This is a genomic window from Odoribacter sp. AF15-53, from assembly GCF_003479425.1.
In the GTDB taxonomy this organism is placed as follows: domain Bacteria; phylum Bacteroidota; class Bacteroidia; order Bacteroidales; family Marinifilaceae; genus Butyricimonas.
Window position 1 is genome coordinate 385,953 of record NZ_QUHC01000001.1, and the last position, 20,637, is coordinate 406,589.

A 20,637-nucleotide genomic window follows, 5' to 3' on the forward strand; every position below is an offset into this window, starting at 1 on the left:
GAGTACAAAAGCGTGCCTAAGAAAAAAGAAAAAAAGATTGTAGATAACGGCTTCGTGCCGGGTATCTACAATTATTGCGACAGATGGTGTGAGCGATGTAAATTGCAGCTTCGGTGCATGAGTTTCATGATGGGAAAGAAATTGAAGGAGAGGACGAAAGTGAACTTGGGCGAGGAGATGCCGGAGGATGATGAGTCCGCGTTGGCCCGTCTGAAAAATATCTTTGATTCTACTTTTGATGTGTTACGTGAGTTGGCGGAAGAACGTGGGGTCGGCATAGAGGATATTTATTCATCCGAGAAGGTGGATCGGGGTTTTTGGGATGAGGATTTCGAGGATTTGGAGGACGAGGACGAGGGGGCAGCCCGTCAGATAGAACAAGAGGATATGGTGAAGTGTGACCGTATATACGGCACACTTGCAGAGAAGTGTCAGGAGACTATTTACCAGTGGTTTGAGGAGGTCAAGCTTAAGGAAGGTGAAATGCCCCGGACGAAAGAGGTGGAAGATGCTTTGTTGGAGGTGAATTGGTACATGGATTTGATCCATTCCAAGATTAAGCGATCTCTTTACGGTTATTATATTTATTCTGATAAGATTAACGCGACGCAAGAGGAGGATGATTATAACGGGTCGGCAAAGGTAGCCTTGTTGGCGGTGGAGATTTCTAGGAATGCGTGGATGTTATTGCGGGATAAGTTGTATCGTTTTGAGCCGAATATATCACATCTTGTAGTGATTCTAGAACAATTGGAATGGGAAATAGACCGCTTTTTCCCGAAAGCCCGTTATTTTAAGAGACCGGGATTTGATTGTTAGGACAGGCAGGCGTATTATTGAAGGAAAATATAACGGGAGGAGCGTGATAATTCTATTTATCACGCTCCTCCCGTTTTTATTATTCAACGTTTTATTATTTGAATAATTTGTCCAAACCTTTTAGAAGGCTATTTTTTAATTCTTTACCGGCTTCTTTCTCTATTTTCTTTAGTGCCTTGGATAAGTCGGGGGTGATGGTCGGTTTGGAAAGTGTTCCGCCGAGTTTAACGTCGACATCCAATGATTGAATGTTGTTGGAACCGGGGATGGCTTTCAGCACGTTGTCAATGTCTTTCCCGAAATATTTCCGGGCGATATTCATAGACATGGTATAGTCCATTTTGCCATCGACGGATTGGTTCCCGGAGAATGTTGTCGGGTTACCCGCGATATTCGTGGTAAAGGGTTCCACGATGATGTTCCCGTTCTCGATTTTGAAATCGACTTTTAAACTGGCGATACTCAAACGACTCAGTTCGTCGTTTTTCAGCAAAGAGGCCAGTTGGTTCATGGCAGGGTTATCATTGATAATAAATCCTTTCGTGGACAGGCTCCCGCCTCCGTTAGCCGTCGTCATGATCGGGCTCATTTCCTTGTCCAGATCTGCACTGAATTTCATGGCTGCCGAGATTTGCCCGTTACAGTTCATGGCTACCGGGATGCTCTCCTTGATAAAAGAGAAGGCGTTGTAAGCGGAATGAATATCGAAATCGGTTACCCGCAGGTTCAGGTCCACAGAAGGTTTTGCCGGGGTTGCCGTGTTGTAAGCCCCGTTCATGATAAGGTTACCGTTGAGCATATCCATGCTTAAGTTCTTTAATGTAGCGATTCCTCCGGCGGTTTCGATGTTCCCCTTGACCGAGGAGATCGTGAGACTATCAAACAGGATTTGTTTGATGTTTGTGCCGAATGCCAGTTGGATATTTTTCGGTATTGCCAACACGCTTGAAGCTTCGGCCGGGGCTGCCGTGGTTTGAGTTTCGACAGGTTTGGTCGTGTCGGCTTCGGTGGTTGCTATGGTTGCCATGAATTCGTTCAAGTTGATCTTGTTCGAGTTCAAGGTGAAATTTCCTTTCAATGTCTGATCCTTGAAGAAATAGGGCAGGTAATTGGATAGATAACCTTCCAGTGCGAAGTCGGAGGAGTTGATCATTACTTTCAAGTTCTTCAGGTTCAAACGTGCTGGGGTAATGGTTACTTCACCGGACGGAACAGAGATTCCTGCGGGGAAATCTGCATTTTTGAATAACACGTTTTTCAAAGCGATCTTACCGTTTGCCGTGAACTTTTCGTATTGTTCTTTTTCGATGTATTGATATTTACCGTCAAAAGAAAGGTCTGTTGTTAACACTCCGTTGAGGGTGATATCTTTCAAGGGAAGTGCTTTCTTCAGGCTTTCGAAATTGATGACGCCTTTCATTCCACCTTTTAACGTGGGATCATCCGGGTTGACCACGAGTAAGTTCATGCTGAACGGGTTGTTGGCGATCGTGAAGGTGAGAGTACTTAAATCTGCTTTCGTTTCAGCAATAGTTCCTCCCGGGTTGGTGATACTTAGTTTTAAATTGATTTTTTCTACCGATTCGGGAAGATCCGGGTATTTCAAGTTTGCATTCAATATGTTGAAACGAAGATCGAAAGTGGGTAGGTGATTCTCGTAATATTCACCCTTGGCTTCCAGACTGAGTTGGAATTCTCCGGAAGTCTTAACTCCCTCTATTTCTTTCTGAAAGTCTTTGGGTATTAACGCTAGCAGACTCTCGAATTTAGTGTCGGGGGCGTTTAATTTCAAGTCCATTTTGTATTTATCGTCATCAATATCAATATTTCCGGTCAGATCTAGTTTCAGATCGTTGATGGCCATATCGTTTTTCTTGATGTCAAATTGGAGTTCTTTGAGGTTCGCGGCGATATCTGCTTGCCAGTTGAAGTTCGTGTTGTTCACCCACACGCTGTTTCCCTGACGTAGGGATATGTTTTTCAGTCCCAGCAACAGGTTTAACATGGTGTTGGTTTCCGATAAATTACCTTGTAATGTAAGGTCCACGGCATCAACATGGGCGTAAGTTTGCGCCTGTTCATCCTTGTAATCAAGCATCAGGTTCCGGACTTCGATATTATTGAAGGCGATAGCCGTGTCGAAATCCGAGTCCTTGGTTGTGTCTGCGACAACCTCTTTGTTTTCCGTGACAGTTGTGTCGGAGGGAACCATGATGTCCCAATTCGCTTTTCCCTCGGCGTTGACTTTGGGCATGAACTCGCAATCCCTTAACAAGATGTTGTTAATGATGATTTCTTTACCGGAAATGAGGGAACGCAGGTTGACGGATGCCTCGAAAAGAGGTATGTTAATCAGGGTGTCCCGGGTGGTGGCCTCTTCTTTGGATATAATAACATTATCCAGCGAAACGCTCAAATTCGGGAAATTCTTGAACATGCTCAGGTGCACGTCTCCGATAGCCAGTTCGGCTTGGATGTATTTGGAGGACTTTTCCTCTATTAATCGTAGAATGTCACTTTTGAAAAAGACGGGGATAACCATCAGGGTGACAATGATTAGCACGAGAATGATTGCTAGTGTAATAAAAACCTTTTTCATACTTTATAAATTACATGTGTGGTTGTGTTATCTAAATTGTTCTATACAAAGTTATACAAAATTATTTGAAGTAAGGTTTTATTTTTTTGAGTTTAAATAATGGTAGAATTTTTTCTGATTCTAAAATAGAATAGTTGATTTTGCCGAATTTCCGTTTGGCGTTGAAGATGAGTTGGACTTCTTCGTATTGCAGGTAGGGGTGATGAAGTATGGCTTTGAAGCTCATGGTGTCCAATTCCCGTTTCCGGATGAAGGCGGGATTTGCCGTGAAGCGGGGCAGGAGGGTGTCGATGTCGAGATATTGAAATTTGATGTCTTTGAGCTGACGGGGAGAATGGTAACCGCCAAGTTGTTTCCGGTAACGGAGAATCTTGCTCGCGTAATACGGGCCGATTCCCCTGATGCCGACGAGTGTAACGCTGTCGGCCGTGTTTAATTCAACGGGTGGACGGACGTTGTTGCGGGCAGAATGGTATTGTACGGTATCCGGGCGTTCTGCGTGAGGGATCAGGAATACCGGGCATTCACTCCTGCGAATAGTTTGTGGTAACACGAAAAGGGCCGTGATAAGGATTCCCAGCGTGATGATTCCTTTTTTTTCCGATTTCCTGATAAACATGATTTTTCTGTTTATTTTATAAATAGAACACGGGTTATTGTTTCATGTAGATCACTCGATTATCCTTGATGTCATTTAATGTTTTTGGAAGCATGATAAAGGAAGATGCTGTATTCTTTCCCCGTGCAATAATGTCGTTTTGAGCCTTCATTGGCATCGGGTTTTCTCCACTGATGAGAGCTATCGCTTTTGCTAACAAGGGTTCGTTTTGCCAACCCAGTCCAATCCCGTTGAATGGGTCATCCTCGACGTAGACATCCGGTTCCAAACCGTTTGAAAAGTCCGGATAACCGTTGATGTTGGTAAATCGGGAACATACCGGGAAAATTAACCAATTGGCCAGTTCTTTGTCCTGAACTATCTTCCCGTTTTCTTCATACTGGGGAGCGAAAGAATACATGGTGAAATATTTCCCGTAGGTTCGGGTTCCCACGAGCGTGACGTCCATGAATGCTTTCAGGCTAGCGATCGTGTACTCGGAAGCGGAAGCGGTTTCATGGCTGGTTAATATGTATACTTTTTTTGAAGGTAGATCGAGGTTACAATTCACGTCGATGAAATACCTGTTTAAGAGTTCATCGTACTGGGGATCATTTTCAAATACTTGTTGGCAGGCCGTGTTCCATCGTTCTTTGGAAAGGAGCGCACCTTTCACGGCTTTGTCTTTCGGGGCGATGGCACTACACAGGAATGCGGCCGCTTGGTCATCACCCCCGTGATTGTATCTGAGATCGAGAATAAGGTCGGTGATGCCTTTGGCTTTAAATTCGTTGAATGTTTTTTCTAGGCTTGAATTGAAATTGGATGTGAAACTGGTGTACATGAGATAACCGATTTTATGAGCCCCTTTTTCGAAAAATTGAGATACGAGGACCGGATCGGAATCCATGACTTTTGATTCAAGGGTGACAATCCTTTCGACCGGACCGATCGTGTTGCCTTGGACTTTCGCTATGCCAAGGGTGATGGTTCCGGGTTTGTCGAATTCGGGAAAATCGTCTTCCGTGATATTTTTCCAGTTAATTTGTGTGATAGCATCTCCTCGGTCTAGGAACTTGCGGGCGGGAGAGCCCGGGTAGGTGTATAGTACGATGGCGAAACATTGTTTACTATCTTTAAATTGCCCGCCAGCTAGTTCGTACCCGTATGTTTCATTGGTTCCGGCCAATTCGGCCATGAGACCATCAACGTCATCCGTGATCAATGACCATTTGTCATCCTTGAATAAAAGTTGTTTGAAATATTTGTTGGGGTCATTCACGGATTCCGGTGACAAGTTGGGCATTTGGTCATTCCAGAAGTAAAATGTCGATAAACAGTTTTGAATGAATTGATTCATCCGGAGGGGAAGTTCTTCATCTTGTGAGTCATCTTTGTTACAAGCTGTAAAAAGTGACAAACATGTTAATGCCAAAAGTAGTTTTTTTAATGTATTCATTAGAGATTGCTTGTAAGAGTTTTGTAAAAGAAGTGAAAAAAGTTGATAATTCCAATAGGTGGCCAGAATTTGTTTGAAAATAGAATATCCAATCCTGTCATTATGAAGTTTTTACTTTTGCCATGTGAAAAATACGTGAAAATAATTGGAAATAAATTTGTGAGAGAAGTAAAAAGATATACCTTTGCAACCGCAATTGAGAAACACAATTGAAGGATTCAGTAGCTCAGCCGGTAGAGCACAACACTTTTAATGTTGGGGTCCTGGGTTCGAGTCCCAGCTGGATCACCAAAGGCGATTACGAAAGTAGTTGCCTTTTTTTGTTGGAAATTAGATTGTTGTTCAGATAATCAGGGAATGGAGGGCTCACGTAACACTATCATTCGATCAAAACACTAACAGCCAAAACTTTCAAGAAAAAGGGAAGTAAATAATAAAATGAACTCTAAAAGATTTTTCTAACTTTTAGAGTTTATTTTCATTAAAAAGAACCAGAAAATTAACGGTTTCAGTAATTCTTTCAACTTTCTGATCGCTTCGTATTTCAAGAACTTCACCGTGTTGATACTGATATCCATCTGTTTGGCAATTTCATCCTGTTTCAATCCCTCCAAACCGAGAGATATCACTTCCGCACTGCGCGGGGGAAGTTTAGCGATTGCTTCAAACAGCAAACGATTGTTTTCTTCTTCGATCAGGTAAGATGCGGTTTCCTCTTCTTCCCAAGGAATTTGAACCAGCTGATCTTCCTTGCGTTTCCGGTCGCGCAAAAACGTGAGCGAAGTATTGCGCACACAGACAAAGAGATAAGATTTGAGTGAAATATCTTTCAATTGTTCTCTATTCGACCATAACTTTATAAAAACTTCTTGCACGATATCTTTGGCACTCTCTTCATTTTTCACGATACGGAATGCAAAGGCGCACAGGGTCGTGTAATAACGACCGAACAATTCCTTGAATGCCGGTTCCCACCCTTGGTTTATCCTTTTTAAAATCTCTTTATCTTCCATAAAAGACCATGTATCTGAAAAAGATGCCGTAAAAATATTTATTTTTTTTCGATTTCGACCTATACTTTTTCTTTTGCGTGGGGTTATTTATATGAACTTTTAATAACAGTGCGTATGAATGAATTTGATATAGCGAGATTGATTTCTCGCCAACGTTTGGATATACAGACACCTGCGGAAGAAAAACAGCTACAAGAATGGTTGGCCGCTTCCGAGGAGAACAGGAAGTTGTTCGAGCAAATTTCTACCGGCAATTCTTTCACGAAGAGAAAAGTTTTAGAAGAACAGACCGATATAAACAAAGAGTACAAAATAATGGTCCAAAAAATGAAACGTTCTCGTATCCGCCGTTGGATACTCGGGACCGCTTCTGCTGCCGCCATTCTAGCGTGCGGGGTGATGGCAGCCATTTTTTGGATACCCGACAAATCGTCGCAACCTCAAACTGTTGCCATGTCTTCCGATAACATCGAGTTGATTTTCCCCAATGGCAAGCGTTTTTTGTTGGGCGACAAGCAATCCGCCCACGACTCGCTTCCAGAGGGTTTCAAACTCATCCAAGATGAGTCCGATAAAAATAAATTGGCTTACACTCACCATGATACTGCAAGCAAGGCTCCAGCCTCTTTTATCACGCTGAACGTGCCCAAGAAAGAAGATTATAAAATCGAATTACCGGACGGAACCGTTGTGTTCTTAAACGCATGTACCTCCCTGCGGTTCCCGGAACGCTTTCAAGCAGATTGCCGAGAGGTATACTTATCGGGTGAGGCCGCCTTTTCGGTGAAAAAAGATAAAACGGCACCGTTTCACGTGCATACCGATCAAGGGACCATCACGGTAACCGGTACGGAATTTCATGTCAGCGCGTATACAGATGACCCGTTTTGGCAAGCCACGCTCATCGAGGGAGCCATAGAGGTGACCCAAGGTGAGAAGGCTGTACCTCTGAAACCTCACCAACAATATTTTTGGAGTAAGGAAGAGGGAACCGGTCACGTGAGGGATATTCCCGACGAGGAGGCGATACTAATCCCGTGGGGGTCGGGAATGCTCGTCTTTGATGCTGCCACGTTTGAAGAGATCACGCGGAAACTGCAAAGATGGTACGACATCACCTGGAATTACGAAAACGAGGCCATCAAGAATAAACGTTTTACGGCGACCATAAATAAAAAGGAATCTCTAGAGGTATTCCTACGCCTGATAGAAAGGACCACTGATATCAGATTTATCCTTGACGGGAAACAAATAACGATTACCGAGAAAAAGTTAGATAATTCGACCAATAACAATCATTTCCAAAATTAATGCGAAGCTAAAATTATGAAAAAAATCCATTTATTCTTTTCAAGTGTGCTTCTTGTGGCGAGCACACTATTACTCGTCACAGCCTGTTCCGACGACGATTCGTTGGAAGAAGCATTGGGATCAAAAGTACAAAAAGTCAAATTGGCACAAAATACCATGTCCATGGTGGTAGGCATGAACGAACAGCTCGTTGCCACGATTTTTCCGGAGAACGCCGAGAATCAAAATGTTACTTGGAGCTCCAACAAACCGGAAATTGCCGACGTGGACTCCACCGGGATGTTGTGGGCAAAGGAAGTGGGCTCTGCCACAATTATGGTGAAGACCGAAGACGGGGAAAAGGTGGACTTTTGTCTCGTGACGCTGACTCCCGCACCGATACTCGTGAGTGAAATCCGGCTCAGCGAATCGACTTTGGTATTGAAAAAGGGTGAAAGCCTGACCTTAATCCCCATTATCATACCCGAGAATGCCACCAACCAGACGGTGACGTGGACATCCAGTAACCCGTCGGTGCTTTCCGTGGATGAGAATGGAAATGTTTCAGCTCTTGAATTCGGGAACGCCACCCTCACCGTGACCACCGAAGATGGGGGAAAAACAGCCACGTGTGCCGTGACGGTCGACAACAAAGGAAGCCTTCGGGTGGAGACCGTGGAGATTCCCGCCGGAACATTCCAGATGGGAGTAAGCAGTTTTACAGAAATGGGATCACAAAATGACGAACGCCCTGCTCATCAGGTAACTCTTTCCCAAGGATTCAAAATGAGTAAATATGAAATCACGAACGAACAGTTCTGCTTCTTCCTGAATGCGAAAGGCATCGGAGCCGATGGGGTCTACAACGGGAAGACCATGATCATTTCATCCGAGGGACAGGCATCCGATTGGGGGGTACATTACAACGGTACGGAATGGGAACCCGCTACAGGAAAAGAGAATTTCCCTGTCATTTATGTGACCTGGTACGGAGCGAGAGAATTCGCTGCATACGCGGGAGGTTCGTTACCTACCGAGGCGCAATGGGAATATGCGTGCCGCGGCGGTATAGAGGATAAATCATTTGGTCTGGGCAACGGCATGACATTGACCAAAAATCTCGCCAATTTCAACTGGCAGATGGAGTGCGAGAACGGCAACATGGTTATGAACGGCAACACGCCAAGTACCTCTACGGTAGCCGTGGATTCTTACACCCCCAACGCATTCGGGCTATATAATATGCACGGTAATGTACGTGAGTGGTGTAGCGACTGGTACGGCAACTATGCGGCTGATGATGTAACGGATCCTGTCGGGGCAGATTCCGGTACCTATCGAGTATTCCGCGGCGGTTCATGGAGTGATATGTACCTTTTCTGTCGTTGCGGATTCCGTAATATGCCCAATCCAGCACTCCGCGCCGTCAATCCGGAACAAGGAGATGATAAAGTGGGATTCAGAATTGTAATGCCTTTGTAAAAAACATTTAAATAGCATATTATGATAAAACTAACACATATCAATTATTGGTTCATGCTTTTGCTACTGCTGGGATTTGCAGCCTGTAGCGATGACAAAGACAACGAGGAGTTGATTTCGAAGTCGAAGTTGAATGTATCCGCTTCAGCCCTCCGATTCAGTTCGGATAAGGCGGATACCGTATTCATCAATTATGCCGGTAGCTGGAATGCAAAATTAAACGATGACTCGTGGTGCACGCTCGACAAAACGAGTGGCAAGGGACAAGGAATGATCGTGATCACCCCCAAACCCCGCAACGATGCGGAAATGAAGAGCGCCAAACTGATCGTGCAAGCGACGGACAGATTCTCAGAGATGCAGATCATCAATCTTATCTTAAACGGAATCGAATTTTATGCCGACCCGATTGTCGTGGAGTTCGGCCTGGGAGATAATGCCACCTATGCGGTAGACGTGGTCTACGAAGGAGGTTGGACGGCAACGCTTGACGACGAGTCGTGGTGCAGCCTTAACCAAGCCTCCGGAAACGGGAACGGGCAAATCAAAATCACGTCCAAATTCGGACCGGATGATTCCGGAGAGAAAAGCACGCTATTGACCCTCACATCAACAGAAGATCCGAACCTGAAAACCACGGTCGAAATCAAGAAAGTGGAGGAGTTCAAACACGGAAGCTGCATCACGCTGAACAAGGCAACGAAAGGGAAGGGTATCAATTTGTTGATTACCGGTGACGGATTCATTAAGAGTGATATGGGTAGAAACGGGTATTGGCAACAAATCATGGAACGTAGTTTGGAATCCATTTTCGCTTACGAACCTTTCAAGTCTTTCCGCGAATATTTCAATGTTTACGGTATCACTGCCGTTTCCCAAACGAATTCTTTCCATACGGACGGAACTCCCTCTGAAACCTTTTTCGGTTGTTCTTTTGTAAATCAGGTAATAAATACAAACGGATTTACAATCTCTCCCACTACTTTTGCTTGGGAACATTCTCCGGTGTACAATACTGATATCCCGGGTCAGGACATCACCGTGTTATTGTCTGTCAATATCAACCGATATTGCGGTGTCGCCCAATTGTCAGGTTCCGGTCCCTCTATCGGTATGGGTGGAATATGGGATGGAGAAGGACGATTCAATCATGACACGTACTCAACCATGATTGCGCATGAATTTCTGGGACATGCTTTCGGGAAATTATCAGATGAGTATTATAGCGATAATGCATCTATTACAGAGGCTGACATCGCCGCCACCAAAAGAGAGAGAGAAGCATTCGGGCATTGGCAAAACGTTGAATTTACAAACAAGCCTGCCGAATTCGACAATAAAAATTGGAAAGCCCTTTTGGAGATGAATTATCCCGAAGTGGGGATTATTCAAGGAGGAAGATATTGCCAATACGGGGTTTGGCGCAGCATTAACGATAACATCATGCGAAATCAAAACGCTGTATTGTATTTCGGACCGGTCAACCGCGAAATCATTTTGCGAAGGATTTACAAACTTGCGGGCATGGAGAACGAGTATAGCCTGGATGTTTTCCTCGAATACGACAAAAAAAATATAAAGAAATAGAGTAAGCAAAAGAAAGAGATAATAGGTCGCAACTATTATCTCTTACACTCGGTTCACTCGAAAGATTGCTTTTATATACGAAGAGTAAACAACCAATATGAACATTTCAAATGTACGAAAATTTATGAAAGAAAAAGAAAGGAATGTGCTTTTCCCGGGAAAAATACATCGGGGAAAAATCAATATCCATTTCGTATGGATCACCTTGTTCCTACTGACGGTCGGTTTTCATGCGTCAGCCGACCCGATCGGGGACAAAACAGTAAAATTTTCCAAACAAGTACTCCAGCTGAAACAATTATTCTCGGAAATCGGGACTCAAGCGAAATGTCGTTTCTTCTACAGCGACGATGAGGTTGATGTACAACAGCTGGTGAAATTGCCACAACTGCAGTTGAAAGTGAGCGAAGCCCTGAAAATCGGGCTGGGTGAGAAATACACCTTTAAAATCGAGGGTGAAAAAATCATCATCACGCCGGTGACAAAAAAGACGAATGCTTCCGGGCAACAGGTTGCCAGCATCAAGATATCCGGTAAAGTAACCGACGCAAGCGGAGCCCCGCTTCCGGGGGTAACGGTTGTACTGAGCGGCACCACCATCGGAACTGCCACGGATGCCAACGGAAAATACACCCTCGAGGTTGCGAAAAGCGATAACATCCGCTTGAAATTCACCTTCATCGGGATGAAGACCCAAGAGCGCATCTACCGCGGGGAAAAAGAGTTGAATGTCGTATTGGAAGAGGATGCCGAAACCCTGGATGAGGTCGTCGTAACCGGTATCTTCGACAAGCCGAGAGAGAGTTATACCGGTGCCGTTTCCACCATCACGGCAAAAGAGTTGAAAATGTACCAAGGGCAGAATCTGCTGCAAACCCTTCGCAACATCGACCCCGCCATCAATCTTGTGCAGGACAATATGTCCGGTAGCAACCCGAACCGTGTGCCTAATATCAACATCCGAGGCAACTCGGCTCTCCCGATGTCGATGAAAGACCTGAACGAAGGAGTTAGCGCTCAATTGAACACCCCGCTGATCATCAAAGACGGTTTTGAAATCACTCTTCAGCAGTTGATCGACATGAACGATAATGAGGTGCAGTCCATCAATATCATGAAGGATGCTTCCGCCACGGCGATCTACGGTTCTCGGGGAGCCAACGGGGTAATTGTCATCACGACAAAACAACCGCAAGCCGGCAAACTCCGCCTTTCCGCCTCTGCGGGCGTGAACGTGGAAATCCCCGATTTGAGTTCCTATGATTTGCTGGATGCACTTGAAAAAATTGATTTCGAATACCAGATGGGATTATATAGTTCCATTCATCCCGACCGGGATGCCGAAGGCAAAAAGGCGTACTATGATATTCGCCGCGATGTATTGGGAGGTGTCGACACCTATTGGTTAAGCCAACCGTTACGCACCGGAGTCGGGCAATCCTACAACCTGAAACTCGACGGGGGTAGCAATGAGTTCCGGTGGAGTGTCGAAGGAAATTACAACGAGACCATCGGAGTTATGAAAAACTCCAAGCGGACAAATTTCAGCGGGGTCATCAACCTGATATACCAAAGAAACAACTTTACCTTCATGAATCAGGCCAATTACTCACGCAGCCGGGGAGACGAGAGTAATTACGGGAGTTTCTCGGAATACGCTGCCATGAATCCCTATTGGAGGTTACGTGATGAAAACGGCGACTATTATGAGAGGTATTATTTTGCTCCCACTGATACCTACGTGCGGAATCCGCTCTACGAAGCTCAATTCGACAACAAGGACCAGAGTATGACAGAGATATTTTCTGACAATTTCTCGATAGAGTGGCGACCGTTTGCAGGTTTCATCGTGCGCGGGAAAATCGGGGTATCCAAAAATTTCAACACGCACGACGTGTTCAAATCTCCCAACAGCTTTGAATTCAGATCGACCACCCTGTCCAAACGGGGCTCTTATGACTACACCACCGGGCAATCTTCGAGCGTGGACAGCGACATCACGCTCAGTTATGCTAAAACGCTTGCCGAGACGCATCAACTGTATTTCGGTTTGAACATCTCTGCCGCCCAATCCAAACAATATAGCTACAACTTTATCATGCGAGGATACAACGACCGGTTCGACTTCCTGCCTAATGCCGTCGGCTACGAGGAAAACGGGAAGCCTAGCGGCAGTGAAAGCACGACCCGCCGCGTGGGGTATACCTTTAACTTCAACTACACGTTCAAAAACCGCTACTACGCGGACTTTTCCTTCCGTATGGACGGTTCTTCACAATTCGGTTCGAACAAACGTTTCGCTCCCTTCTGGAGTAGCGGAATCGGGTGGAACGTGCACAATGAGGAATTCATGAAAAACACGGGGATCGTCGACCAGCTGCAGCTTCGTTTCTCTTACGGGATGACCGGTTCACAACAATTCTCCTCTTACCAAGCTTCAACCACTTATGAATATGACGTAAACGACCGTTATCTCGATTTTACCCCCGCTTTCCTGATGGGATACGGGAACGAAAACCTGAAATGGCAGAAAACCAGCATGATCAATGCGGGATTGAATTTCGCCCTGTTTAAACGGAGCATTACCGGTTCTCTGGATTATTATAAGAATGTCACGGATAACCTGCTTTCCCCCCGGACGCTCCTGGCATCAACAGGATTTTCTTCCTTCTCGGACAATATCGGGAAAGTGCAAAATACCGGTCTGGAACTTATGTTGAGCGGTTATCCCATTCGCACGAGCAGCGGTTTCACATGGATTATAACGGGAAAAATGTCCCGCAATAAAAATAAGATTCTGGAACTTTCTCCCGAGATCAAACGCCAAACCGAAGAGTACATGAACAACAATGTCGAGATGCCTTCCCTGATGTTTGAAGGCGGTTCCACAACCGACATTTACGCAGTCAAGTCCTTGGGAATCGACCCGAGTACAGGACAAGAACTCTTTTACGACAAGGAGGGTAACATCACCTACGAGTGGAATGCCAATGCCAAACGGTTGGTAGGTAACACGGAACCTAAATTCAGGGGAAACTTCAGTTCCAACTTCCGCTACAAAGGATTCTCGTTAAACCTCTCTTTCGGTTTCCATTTCGGTGGACAGCAATATAATACCACCTTAATCAACCGGGTTGAAATACCCCGCAGCGCCTTGAACAAAAACGTGGACAGACGCGTGTTGAAAGAGCGTTGGTTCTATCCCGGACAATTGACTTTCTACAAGAGCTTCTACGATCTGGAAGGGAATCTTGCCGGTGCCACCAAAGCCTCCTCGCGCTTCGTGCAGGACGACAATATGTTCTCATTGCAGGGAGCAAGCGCCTCGTACCAGTTCACAGGCAACTGGATCGAGAAGAACCTGCACATGTCGATGCTGGAGTTTTCCGTGAACGTGTCGGATCTCTTCTATGTCTCCACGATTAAACGGGAACGCGGTCTGGTTTATCCCTTTTCCCGCAGGTGTGCTTTCAGCTTGAAATTAATGTTTTAATTCCTAAAGAAACGGTTTTATGAAAAGAAAAATCATTATCAATATTCTCGCGGGTTTCCTGTTCGCTTCTTGCAATTCGTGGCTGGACATCAAACCCAAACTGGAGATTGACCGGGAAGAGATTTACAGCACGGAAAACGGGTTCAAGGATGCCCTTGCCGGCTGCTATGCCAAACTAAAACATGATGATCTATATGGCAAAACACTAACATACGATGCTTTGGAATACATGGGGCAACACTGGGAGGCTCCCGAGGGTGAAATGAGGGTGTTACGTCAGCTAAACTACGAGAGCGAGTATGCCAAGTCCATCTTTAAAAACGTTTATTCCAAAATGTATAATACGATCGCCCAAGCCAATGACCTGTTGCGCTATCTCGACGAGCAAGGTGGAGAGGTTATCACAACCCAAGAGACCTTCAACCGCCTGAAAGGCGAAGCTCTTGCCATTCGGGCTTTCTGCCATTTCGAGTTATTACGCCTTTTCGGACAGGTTCCCCTGGAAAGCGCAACGATACAAGTGTCGCTGCCCTATGCGGAAATTGCCTCGGAAGAGCAGGTGCCCGCTTACGATTACGCCACTTACACCGAAAAGCTGATGCAGGATTTCACGAATGCCGAGACGTTGTTGAGCATATCGGACCCGCTGATGGAATACACCTATGCCGAATTGAACGATCCCATCAAGTTGTGGGGGGATAACCACGAAGACAATGGATTTCGACGATTGAAATTCAACTATTTGGCGATAAAGGCATTGCAGGCAAGATTTTACCTGTACATCGGAGACCGACAACTGGCTTACCTGTACGCAACCGAAGTCATCAACGCCCAAGTGCATGGAGAACCGGTGATTTCCCTTTCCCTTGCCGACGATTTCTCCAACAAGGCTTACACCTTGCCTTCGGAAACCCTATTGGCTTTCCACGTCTACGATTTGGATAAAAAAGTCGAGAACATTTTCGAGGGACAAAACGCCATTTCGGCAGCAGAATCGAAACAAAAAATGATTACGGATGTATTTATCAACGAAACATTTGACAACCGCCTGCAACTTTTCGAGGAACAGTCCCTTGCCGGGGGAGGATCAACCCGGAAAGTGGTGTTGAAAAAATTTTTGCAGGATGACCAGGGACTTGGTTTAGAAAATAATCAATCCGTAAGCGCGGCAGATAATTACGTTACCATGCAGATGGTGCCCGTGGTGCGATTGGCTGAGATGTACTTGATCGCGGCAGAAACAGCCTCCAATTTACAGGAGAGCAACCGGCTGATGCGGGAGTACAAGGGAAGCCGCAACCTGCACCATACGGATTATACCTCGCTTGCCGAACGCGAAAGCGATATCATGAATCAATACCACCGCGAATTCTGGGGCGAAGGTCAGATGTTCTTCACCTATAAACGTAAAATGACGGAGTCCATGTTGTGGGGAATCATGCGTGCTCAAGAAAAAAATTATGTGGTACCTCTTCCGGATGGAGAGTTTTAAATGAAAAAAGATTCAAAGATATGAAACATCAAATCATTTTATTATTGGGAATTCTATTTTTGGCAGGATGCCACGATTCGTCGGAACTCTATGATTACCCGACCAATAAAATCGGTTTCCTGTTAGAGGGAAACGTGAATAAAGATATTACCAAGACCTTTATCTATGACCACTCCTCCATCGAGCGCGACACCATTTACCTCGAGATGCGCACGATGGGATTCGTTACCTCGTATGACCGCCGGGTATTATTGGAACAGGCGGATGCCCTTCTTGAAGCGGGCAATGGCATCGCCAATGCCGTGCCCGGAGTGCATTACGTTCCTTTTGATTCACCGGAATACGATCAATTTTCCGTGGTACCTGCCGGTAGCGCAATAGCACGTATTCCGGTGATTCTCCTGCGCGCTCCTTCGCTCGCACACGAGCGGGTAGCTTTGCGGGTCCGCATCGTCGATACCGAAGAGTTCGTGGCAGTAAATCCGGAAGCCAGCGTGAAAACCATCTTCTTTTCCGACATGCTAGAGAAACCTGAAAAGTGGGATTCATCATTTGAAAAATCTTTCGGGAAATGGGGTGAGGTCAAATATCGTTTTATGCTGGATAACAGCTCGGAGTTATGGGATGATGCATTTATTGACGTGTTAATGAACGATTTTCCTTATCTATTGTTCTGGCAGACTCGATTAAATAATTTGCTGGATGAAGAAAATGCCCGTCGAGAAGCCAATGGAGAGGGTCCCCTACGGGAAGCCCCGGAAGCTGGAGCTATCGAAGGCATACTAGTACGTTTCCCATAAATCAACACACATATTCAAAAGGCTATGAAAAAATATTTTTACCTATTATTCCTGTTTATCTTCTCGCTGGAAGCTTGTTATGAAGATAAAGGAAATTACGACTATAACCCGATTCCCCCGATCGAGATGGAGGGGATCGAGCCGGAATACCCGGTTTACAGTATGCTTGACCGGTTGCAAATCTCCCCGCAATTCCCGAACAAGGAGAATTACAATTTCACGTGGACCCTGTTTTCCACCACCATCGTGCAGGCTCCGGTTGACACCATCTCATTCGAGCCGGATTTGGATTACAAGGTTACAGAAGGTGCGGATACCTACACGTTGACCCTGATCGTGGAGAACAAGCATAACGGTGACAAACAATTTTTCAACACGAAAGTGATCGTCCGTACGCAATATACTACCGGGTGTTATATCCTAAAAGAGATAGACGGAGAAACGGAACTTGATTTGATTAACCCGGAAAAGGAATTGCTCGTTGACATTCTGAAAAACACGAGCAGCCGGATATCGGGTAAACCGCAATCGCTCGTGATCTGTCCCGACATCAACTATATTGATGAAGATGGAAAACCTCAAGAAAGAGTTAAAACCGTCTGGATCAACTCGGACAAGGATGCCCGCATGCTGACGCTCGAACACATGGCTCCCGTGTACGACCTCAACACGATGTTTTACGAGGAGAAGAGCAGCGAACAACCCCGCTGTTTTGTAAAAAACAGTACAAGTTTATCTTATCTGTCAAACAACGGGTTTTATTGGAATTATTTACTGATACCAACCGCCGCACATAAATTCGGTTTGCCGATGCGGGTTTCCAATGCTCCTGCAGACGAATCAATCAGTTGCAGTTGTAATAAACACGTGATATGCGGTTATCTATACTATATGTTTTACGACGAGGCGAACTCTCGTTTTCTAATCAATTGGAACGGTGATCTGAAGTGCTTCTCCAACACGGATAAAACCAACGCCCCGACCTCAGAGCTGTTAACGCCCAACAACATGAACAGCGATTTGATTTACATGGGGAAAACTGGTAGCAACGGGTATGCCCTGATGAAAAACCGGACCACCGATCAGTTACTCATGTACCGCATGGAAACAGCGGAATACGACAAATACGACGGTAGATTTTTCTCCCCGCTTTTGGAGGCCAAGGAGATTACATCCGATAAAAAAATCGTTCAAGCCGAGACTTACGGACACAACACAACTTTCCCGTATATCTATTACTCTATCGGGAATCGTTTAAACCTGTTCGACTACAATTCTGTTTCCGAAGCGGAGAACATCCTGCCCGGTCTGGAAGGTCGAATCACCATGATCAAACATTTCACCGGGACACTGCCTTTCAGCAGTGCAAGGGAATATTTGGTGGTTGCCACGGAGCAAGGAGGGCATTATAAACTTTATTTCCACGAAATGCTTGCCGGGAAACCGGATTTGTCCAAGGAACCGATCGTGATCGAGGGAGAAGGATGCCCAGTGCAAATAGAAGTTGTATAATTTTTTAATATATCAAAATTCATGAAGACATTTATTTTTGCATTGACATTTTTAATTTTTGGTCTCGGGGCTGTACACGCCAAGAACGATACCCCGCTTCTGGTCGAGGGAAAAATGGAGGTGAAATACGTGAACGAGGTCGGGTTGTACCGTTCGGTAGACGGGTTCTGGGAACTGGTCGCCACCGCCAAACTGAATGACGGGAATTTCTGCTTTGCCGTGAATCTTCCCCAAACAGAATTGCTTGCCATCGGGGTAACACAAAATACAGCTACCAAGGATAAGGCGATATTCTGCGGGAAAAACGGGGAGCGTATCAAATTAAATATAACGAAACAAGTGGGAAATTACACGTTAGAAGGAAACGTATCCCCGAACAATCGCATTCTGGAAGCTTGGGAACGGGAGTATCAACGTGTACTCCCCGACAACGATGTCAACTACACTTTCCGGGAATTGTATCCCCAAGTGGATGATTTCCTGAAAACCTCGAAAGAGTACGCGACAAAGGTCAAGAGCAAGGATACGGAGTTTGATGCTTTCTTGAAATTGTTCATTGAAACACAGGCTTTATATGGAATCTGCTACTTCCATTTCCTGCCAAGTTTGGCAGCCCCCAGCAAGGAAGAACGGCTTCCCCTGCTTAACACCATCGGGGAACAGGTGAAATTCGATTCTCCCTTGTATGCCAAAATGCCGTTTTGCAGTCTTTTCCTCACGATTTTAAAAGTGAATCAAACTGTTGTAAAAGGTAAAGAATTTAATCTCGACCAGGCTGCCGATGCAGTTAAAGCCAACTATTTCCTGTCACAGATGAAAATGGATGCTTACCGGACGTATGACGATTTCCTGAAAGATTACGAGAAGTACGGTAAATCAATCACGGAAAAATCACAATTGGCAAAAATCGACGCCTACAAGGAAAAGAACGGCTATATGGGCGCTGGTCAACCGGCGATCGACTTCACCTATCCAGACATTGACGGGAAAATGGTTTCCTTGAGCGACTTCAAAGGCAAGGTGGTCGTGGTGGACGTTTGGGCAACGTGGTGCGGACCATGTAAAGGAGAAATTCCGCATTTGAAAAAACTGGAAAAAGAGCTGGAAGGACAGCAGGATATCGTGTTTCTTGCGGTTTCCGTCGACAAGGCAAAAGACAAAAACACGTGGAAAGAAATGATTAAATCCGAACAAATGGGGGGAATTCATCTTTTTGCCAACGGATTCTCAGCCATTGCCGAAAGTTACCAAATCACGGCGATTCCCCGATTCATGGTCTTTGACAAACGCGGAAATATCGTGTCGACAAATGCCCCCAGACCCTCAGATCCACAATTAAAAAAATTATTATTGAATGAACTAAAAAAGTAATGGCATGAAAAGTTTCTTATTGATATGTACACTGTTGTTAAGTTGTTTCGCCCTTCGGGCACAAACTAAAGCGATCCCGGACGACCTTTTCTTCAAAGGCTCCCTTAACGAGGCAATCGCCAAAGGCAAAGCCGAAAACAAGCGGGTGATGGTGATGTGTTCCGCTACTTTTTGCGGTCCCTGCAAGCAATTGGAACGGGACGTGTATCCCACCCCGGAATTTCGGGAATTGCGGGATCAAAATAACCTGATCATGATTTATTATCATGATTTGGACAAAAATGATCCGGACGGCATCCACTCAAGATTTAAGATTGCCGCCTATCCTTCTTTTATTGTGCTGGACACGGATGGTAATGAAATGGTGCGAATTGCCGGTTGCGCTTCAGGCTTGAAGACATTCTGCGACAAAATAAACGGTATTCTGCAACCGGAAAACACGTTTGAAGCCCGTAAGAAGCAATTGCAAGAGGATCCCTCCTGCGCTTTCGAATATATTCAGTTCCTACGGGAAGCTTTTTTGAAGAAAGAATTGGAGGAAACCATGTATAAACTTCTGGAACAAGGTCCGCTCGAGGACTACTTCACCGAGCGTTGGTGGAAATCCTATTACGATTACGTCACGTTCCTCGATTCCGGTGTATTCCAGTATATGGTTGATCATCCGAAGGAGGTGATCACCGTTATCGGAAAGAAGAAATACAATGAGTTCATGTTCAATCGTATCAATAGAATGATAAATATTCGTGTCACCGGTTCTCATAAAAAATACGGAGAAGTCCGGCAAATCGTGCAATTTATTGATGCCCATCCCCAATTTGCAACCCCGCTGAGCCGCTTCTTCAAAGAAAATATTGATGTGGCAGAGAGTAAAGACGGGGAGAAATTGTTCGAGAAAGCATTATCCTGGATAAAAAAAGTCGATACGGAAACCCGTGATATTATATCGCAAGTAGGCGTTTCTGGTTTTAATTTTAAAACACCTCAAGAAATCGCCCCGTATATCGTCAAGATGATGAAACAATGCTCAAAATACGAGAAAGACCCGAAAGCAAAAGAAATGTACGAAAAAACAATAGAGTCTTACTCAAGATATCTTAATTGATCGTGAATAAATATACT

The 20,637-nt window shown here is 45.1% G+C and carries 14 protein-coding genes and 1 tRNA gene; 11 read left to right on the plus strand and 4 right to left on the minus strand.

Translation table 11 applies throughout. From position 1 onward, the window contains the following. Window positions 1-12: 12 nt before the first annotated feature. Complete coding sequence (locus DWW52_RS01530) at window positions 13-819, plus strand: hypothetical protein (protein WP_148315308.1); 807 nt, start codon at window positions 13-15, stop codon at window positions 817-819. A 94-nt stretch (window positions 820-913) separates the two neighbouring features. On the opposite strand, the gene DWW52_RS01535 is transcribed toward DWW52_RS01530, so the two are convergent. From DWW52_RS01535 to DWW52_RS01545, 3 genes are all read right to left on the minus strand, one after another. After that, complete coding sequence (locus DWW52_RS01535; protein ID WP_118713709.1) at window positions 914-3,418, minus strand: AsmA-like C-terminal region-containing protein; 2,505 nt, start codon at window positions 3,416-3,418, stop codon at window positions 914-916. A gap of 61 nt (window positions 3,419-3,479) precedes the next feature. Continuing rightward, entirely contained in the window at window positions 3,480-4,037 is a 558-nt protein-coding gene (locus DWW52_RS01540; protein WP_118713710.1) for a helix-hairpin-helix domain-containing protein, read from the minus strand. Between the two features lie 34 nt (window positions 4,038-4,071). Beyond that, entirely contained in the window at window positions 4,072-5,475 is a 1,404-nt protein-coding gene (locus tag DWW52_RS01545; protein ID WP_118713711.1) for a S41 family peptidase, read from the minus strand. A gap of 215 nt (window positions 5,476-5,690) precedes the next feature. Between DWW52_RS01545 and DWW52_RS01550 the strand changes: the two genes are divergently transcribed. After that, window positions 5,691-5,766, plus strand: a tRNA-Lys gene (locus DWW52_RS01550). Window positions 5,767-5,933: 167 nt separating this feature from the next. Here the strand turns inward: DWW52_RS01550 and DWW52_RS01555 are convergent. Further along, on the minus strand, window positions 5,934-6,488 hold the full coding sequence (locus tag DWW52_RS01555; protein ID WP_118713712.1) for an RNA polymerase sigma factor: 555 nt from the start codon (window positions 6,486-6,488) through the stop codon (window positions 5,934-5,936). Window positions 6,489-6,602: 114 nt separating this feature from the next. On the opposite strand from DWW52_RS01555, the gene DWW52_RS01560 reads away from it, so the two are divergent. From DWW52_RS01560 to DWW52_RS01600, 9 genes are all read left to right on the plus strand, one after another. Next, window positions 6,603-7,799, plus strand: a complete 1,197-nt coding sequence (locus tag DWW52_RS01560) for a FecR family protein (protein ID WP_118713713.1) — start codon at window positions 6,603-6,605, stop codon at window positions 7,797-7,799. 15 nt (window positions 7,800-7,814) lie between these two features. Next, complete coding sequence (locus DWW52_RS01565; RefSeq protein WP_118713714.1) at window positions 7,815-9,260, plus strand: SUMF1/EgtB/PvdO family nonheme iron enzyme; 1,446 nt, start codon at window positions 7,815-7,817, stop codon at window positions 9,258-9,260. Window positions 9,261-9,281: 21 nt separating this feature from the next. After that, a complete protein-coding gene (locus DWW52_RS01570; RefSeq protein ID WP_118713715.1) occupies window positions 9,282-10,847 on the plus strand; it encodes a M64 family metallopeptidase in 1,566 nt (521 codons plus the stop codon). 124 nt (window positions 10,848-10,971) lie between these two features. After that, on the plus strand, window positions 10,972-14,340 hold the full coding sequence (locus DWW52_RS01575) for a SusC/RagA family TonB-linked outer membrane protein (protein WP_158582451.1): 3,369 nt from the start codon (window positions 10,972-10,974) through the stop codon (window positions 14,338-14,340). 19 nt (window positions 14,341-14,359) lie between these two features. After that, the gene (locus DWW52_RS01580; RefSeq protein WP_118713717.1) at window positions 14,360-15,832 is read left to right on the plus strand and encodes a RagB/SusD family nutrient uptake outer membrane protein; all 1,473 of its coding nucleotides are present in this window, start codon (window positions 14,360-14,362) and stop codon (window positions 15,830-15,832) included. A 20-nt stretch (window positions 15,833-15,852) separates the two neighbouring features. Next, the gene (locus tag DWW52_RS01585; protein WP_118713718.1) at window positions 15,853-16,632 is read left to right on the plus strand and encodes a DUF4843 domain-containing protein; all 780 of its coding nucleotides are present in this window, start codon (window positions 15,853-15,855) and stop codon (window positions 16,630-16,632) included. Window positions 16,633-16,656: 24 nt separating this feature from the next. Continuing rightward, window positions 16,657-18,144, plus strand: a complete 1,488-nt coding sequence (locus tag DWW52_RS01590; protein WP_118713719.1) for a PKD-like family lipoprotein — start codon at window positions 16,657-16,659, stop codon at window positions 18,142-18,144. A 21-nt stretch (window positions 18,145-18,165) separates the two neighbouring features. After that, complete coding sequence (locus tag DWW52_RS21175; RefSeq protein WP_233556649.1) at window positions 18,166-19,515, plus strand: TlpA disulfide reductase family protein; 1,350 nt, start codon at window positions 18,166-18,168, stop codon at window positions 19,513-19,515. A 4-nt stretch (window positions 19,516-19,519) separates the two neighbouring features. After that, window positions 19,520-20,620: a thioredoxin family protein gene (locus tag DWW52_RS01600; protein ID WP_118713720.1), complete on the plus strand. Its 1,101-nt coding sequence runs from the start codon at window positions 19,520-19,522 to the stop codon at window positions 20,618-20,620. The last annotated feature ends 17 nt before the right edge of the window (window positions 20,621-20,637 follow it).

What these genes read in the sequence shown, in the direction of transcription:
- DWW52_RS01570 (WP_118713715.1), top strand. Translation starts at nt 9,282, where the DNA reads ATGATAAAACTAACACATATCAATTATTGGTTCATGCTTTTGCTACTG.
- DWW52_RS01590 (WP_118713719.1), top strand. Translation starts at nt 16,657, where the DNA reads ATGAAAAAATATTTTTACCTATTATTCCTGTTTATCTTCTCGCTGGAA.
- DWW52_RS01555 (WP_118713712.1), bottom strand. Translation starts at nt 6,488, where the DNA reads ATGGAAGATAAAGAGATTTTAAAAAGGATAAACCAAGGGTGGGAACCG.
- DWW52_RS01600 (WP_118713720.1), top strand. Translation starts at nt 19,520, where the DNA reads ATGAAAAGTTTCTTATTGATATGTACACTGTTGTTAAGTTGTTTCGCC.
- DWW52_RS01535 (WP_118713709.1), bottom strand. Translation starts at nt 3,418, where the DNA reads ATGAAAAAGGTTTTTATTACACTAGCAATCATTCTCGTGCTAATCATT.
- DWW52_RS01560 (WP_118713713.1), top strand. Translation starts at nt 6,603, where the DNA reads ATGAATGAATTTGATATAGCGAGATTGATTTCTCGCCAACGTTTGGAT.
- DWW52_RS01540 (WP_118713710.1), bottom strand. Translation starts at nt 4,037, where the DNA reads ATGTTTATCAGGAAATCGGAAAAAAAAGGAATCATCACGCTGGGAATC.
- DWW52_RS01575 (WP_158582451.1), top strand. Translation starts at nt 10,972, where the DNA reads ATGAAAGAAAAAGAAAGGAATGTGCTTTTCCCGGGAAAAATACATCGG.
- DWW52_RS21175 (WP_233556649.1), top strand. Translation starts at nt 18,166, where the DNA reads ATGAAGACATTTATTTTTGCATTGACATTTTTAATTTTTGGTCTCGGG.
- DWW52_RS01580 (WP_118713717.1), top strand. Translation starts at nt 14,360, where the DNA reads ATGAAAAGAAAAATCATTATCAATATTCTCGCGGGTTTCCTGTTCGCT.
- DWW52_RS01585 (WP_118713718.1), top strand. Translation starts at nt 15,853, where the DNA reads ATGAAACATCAAATCATTTTATTATTGGGAATTCTATTTTTGGCAGGA.
- DWW52_RS01545 (WP_118713711.1), bottom strand. Translation starts at nt 5,475, where the DNA reads ATGAATACATTAAAAAAACTACTTTTGGCATTAACATGTTTGTCACTT.
- DWW52_RS01565 (WP_118713714.1), top strand. Translation starts at nt 7,815, where the DNA reads ATGAAAAAAATCCATTTATTCTTTTCAAGTGTGCTTCTTGTGGCGAGC.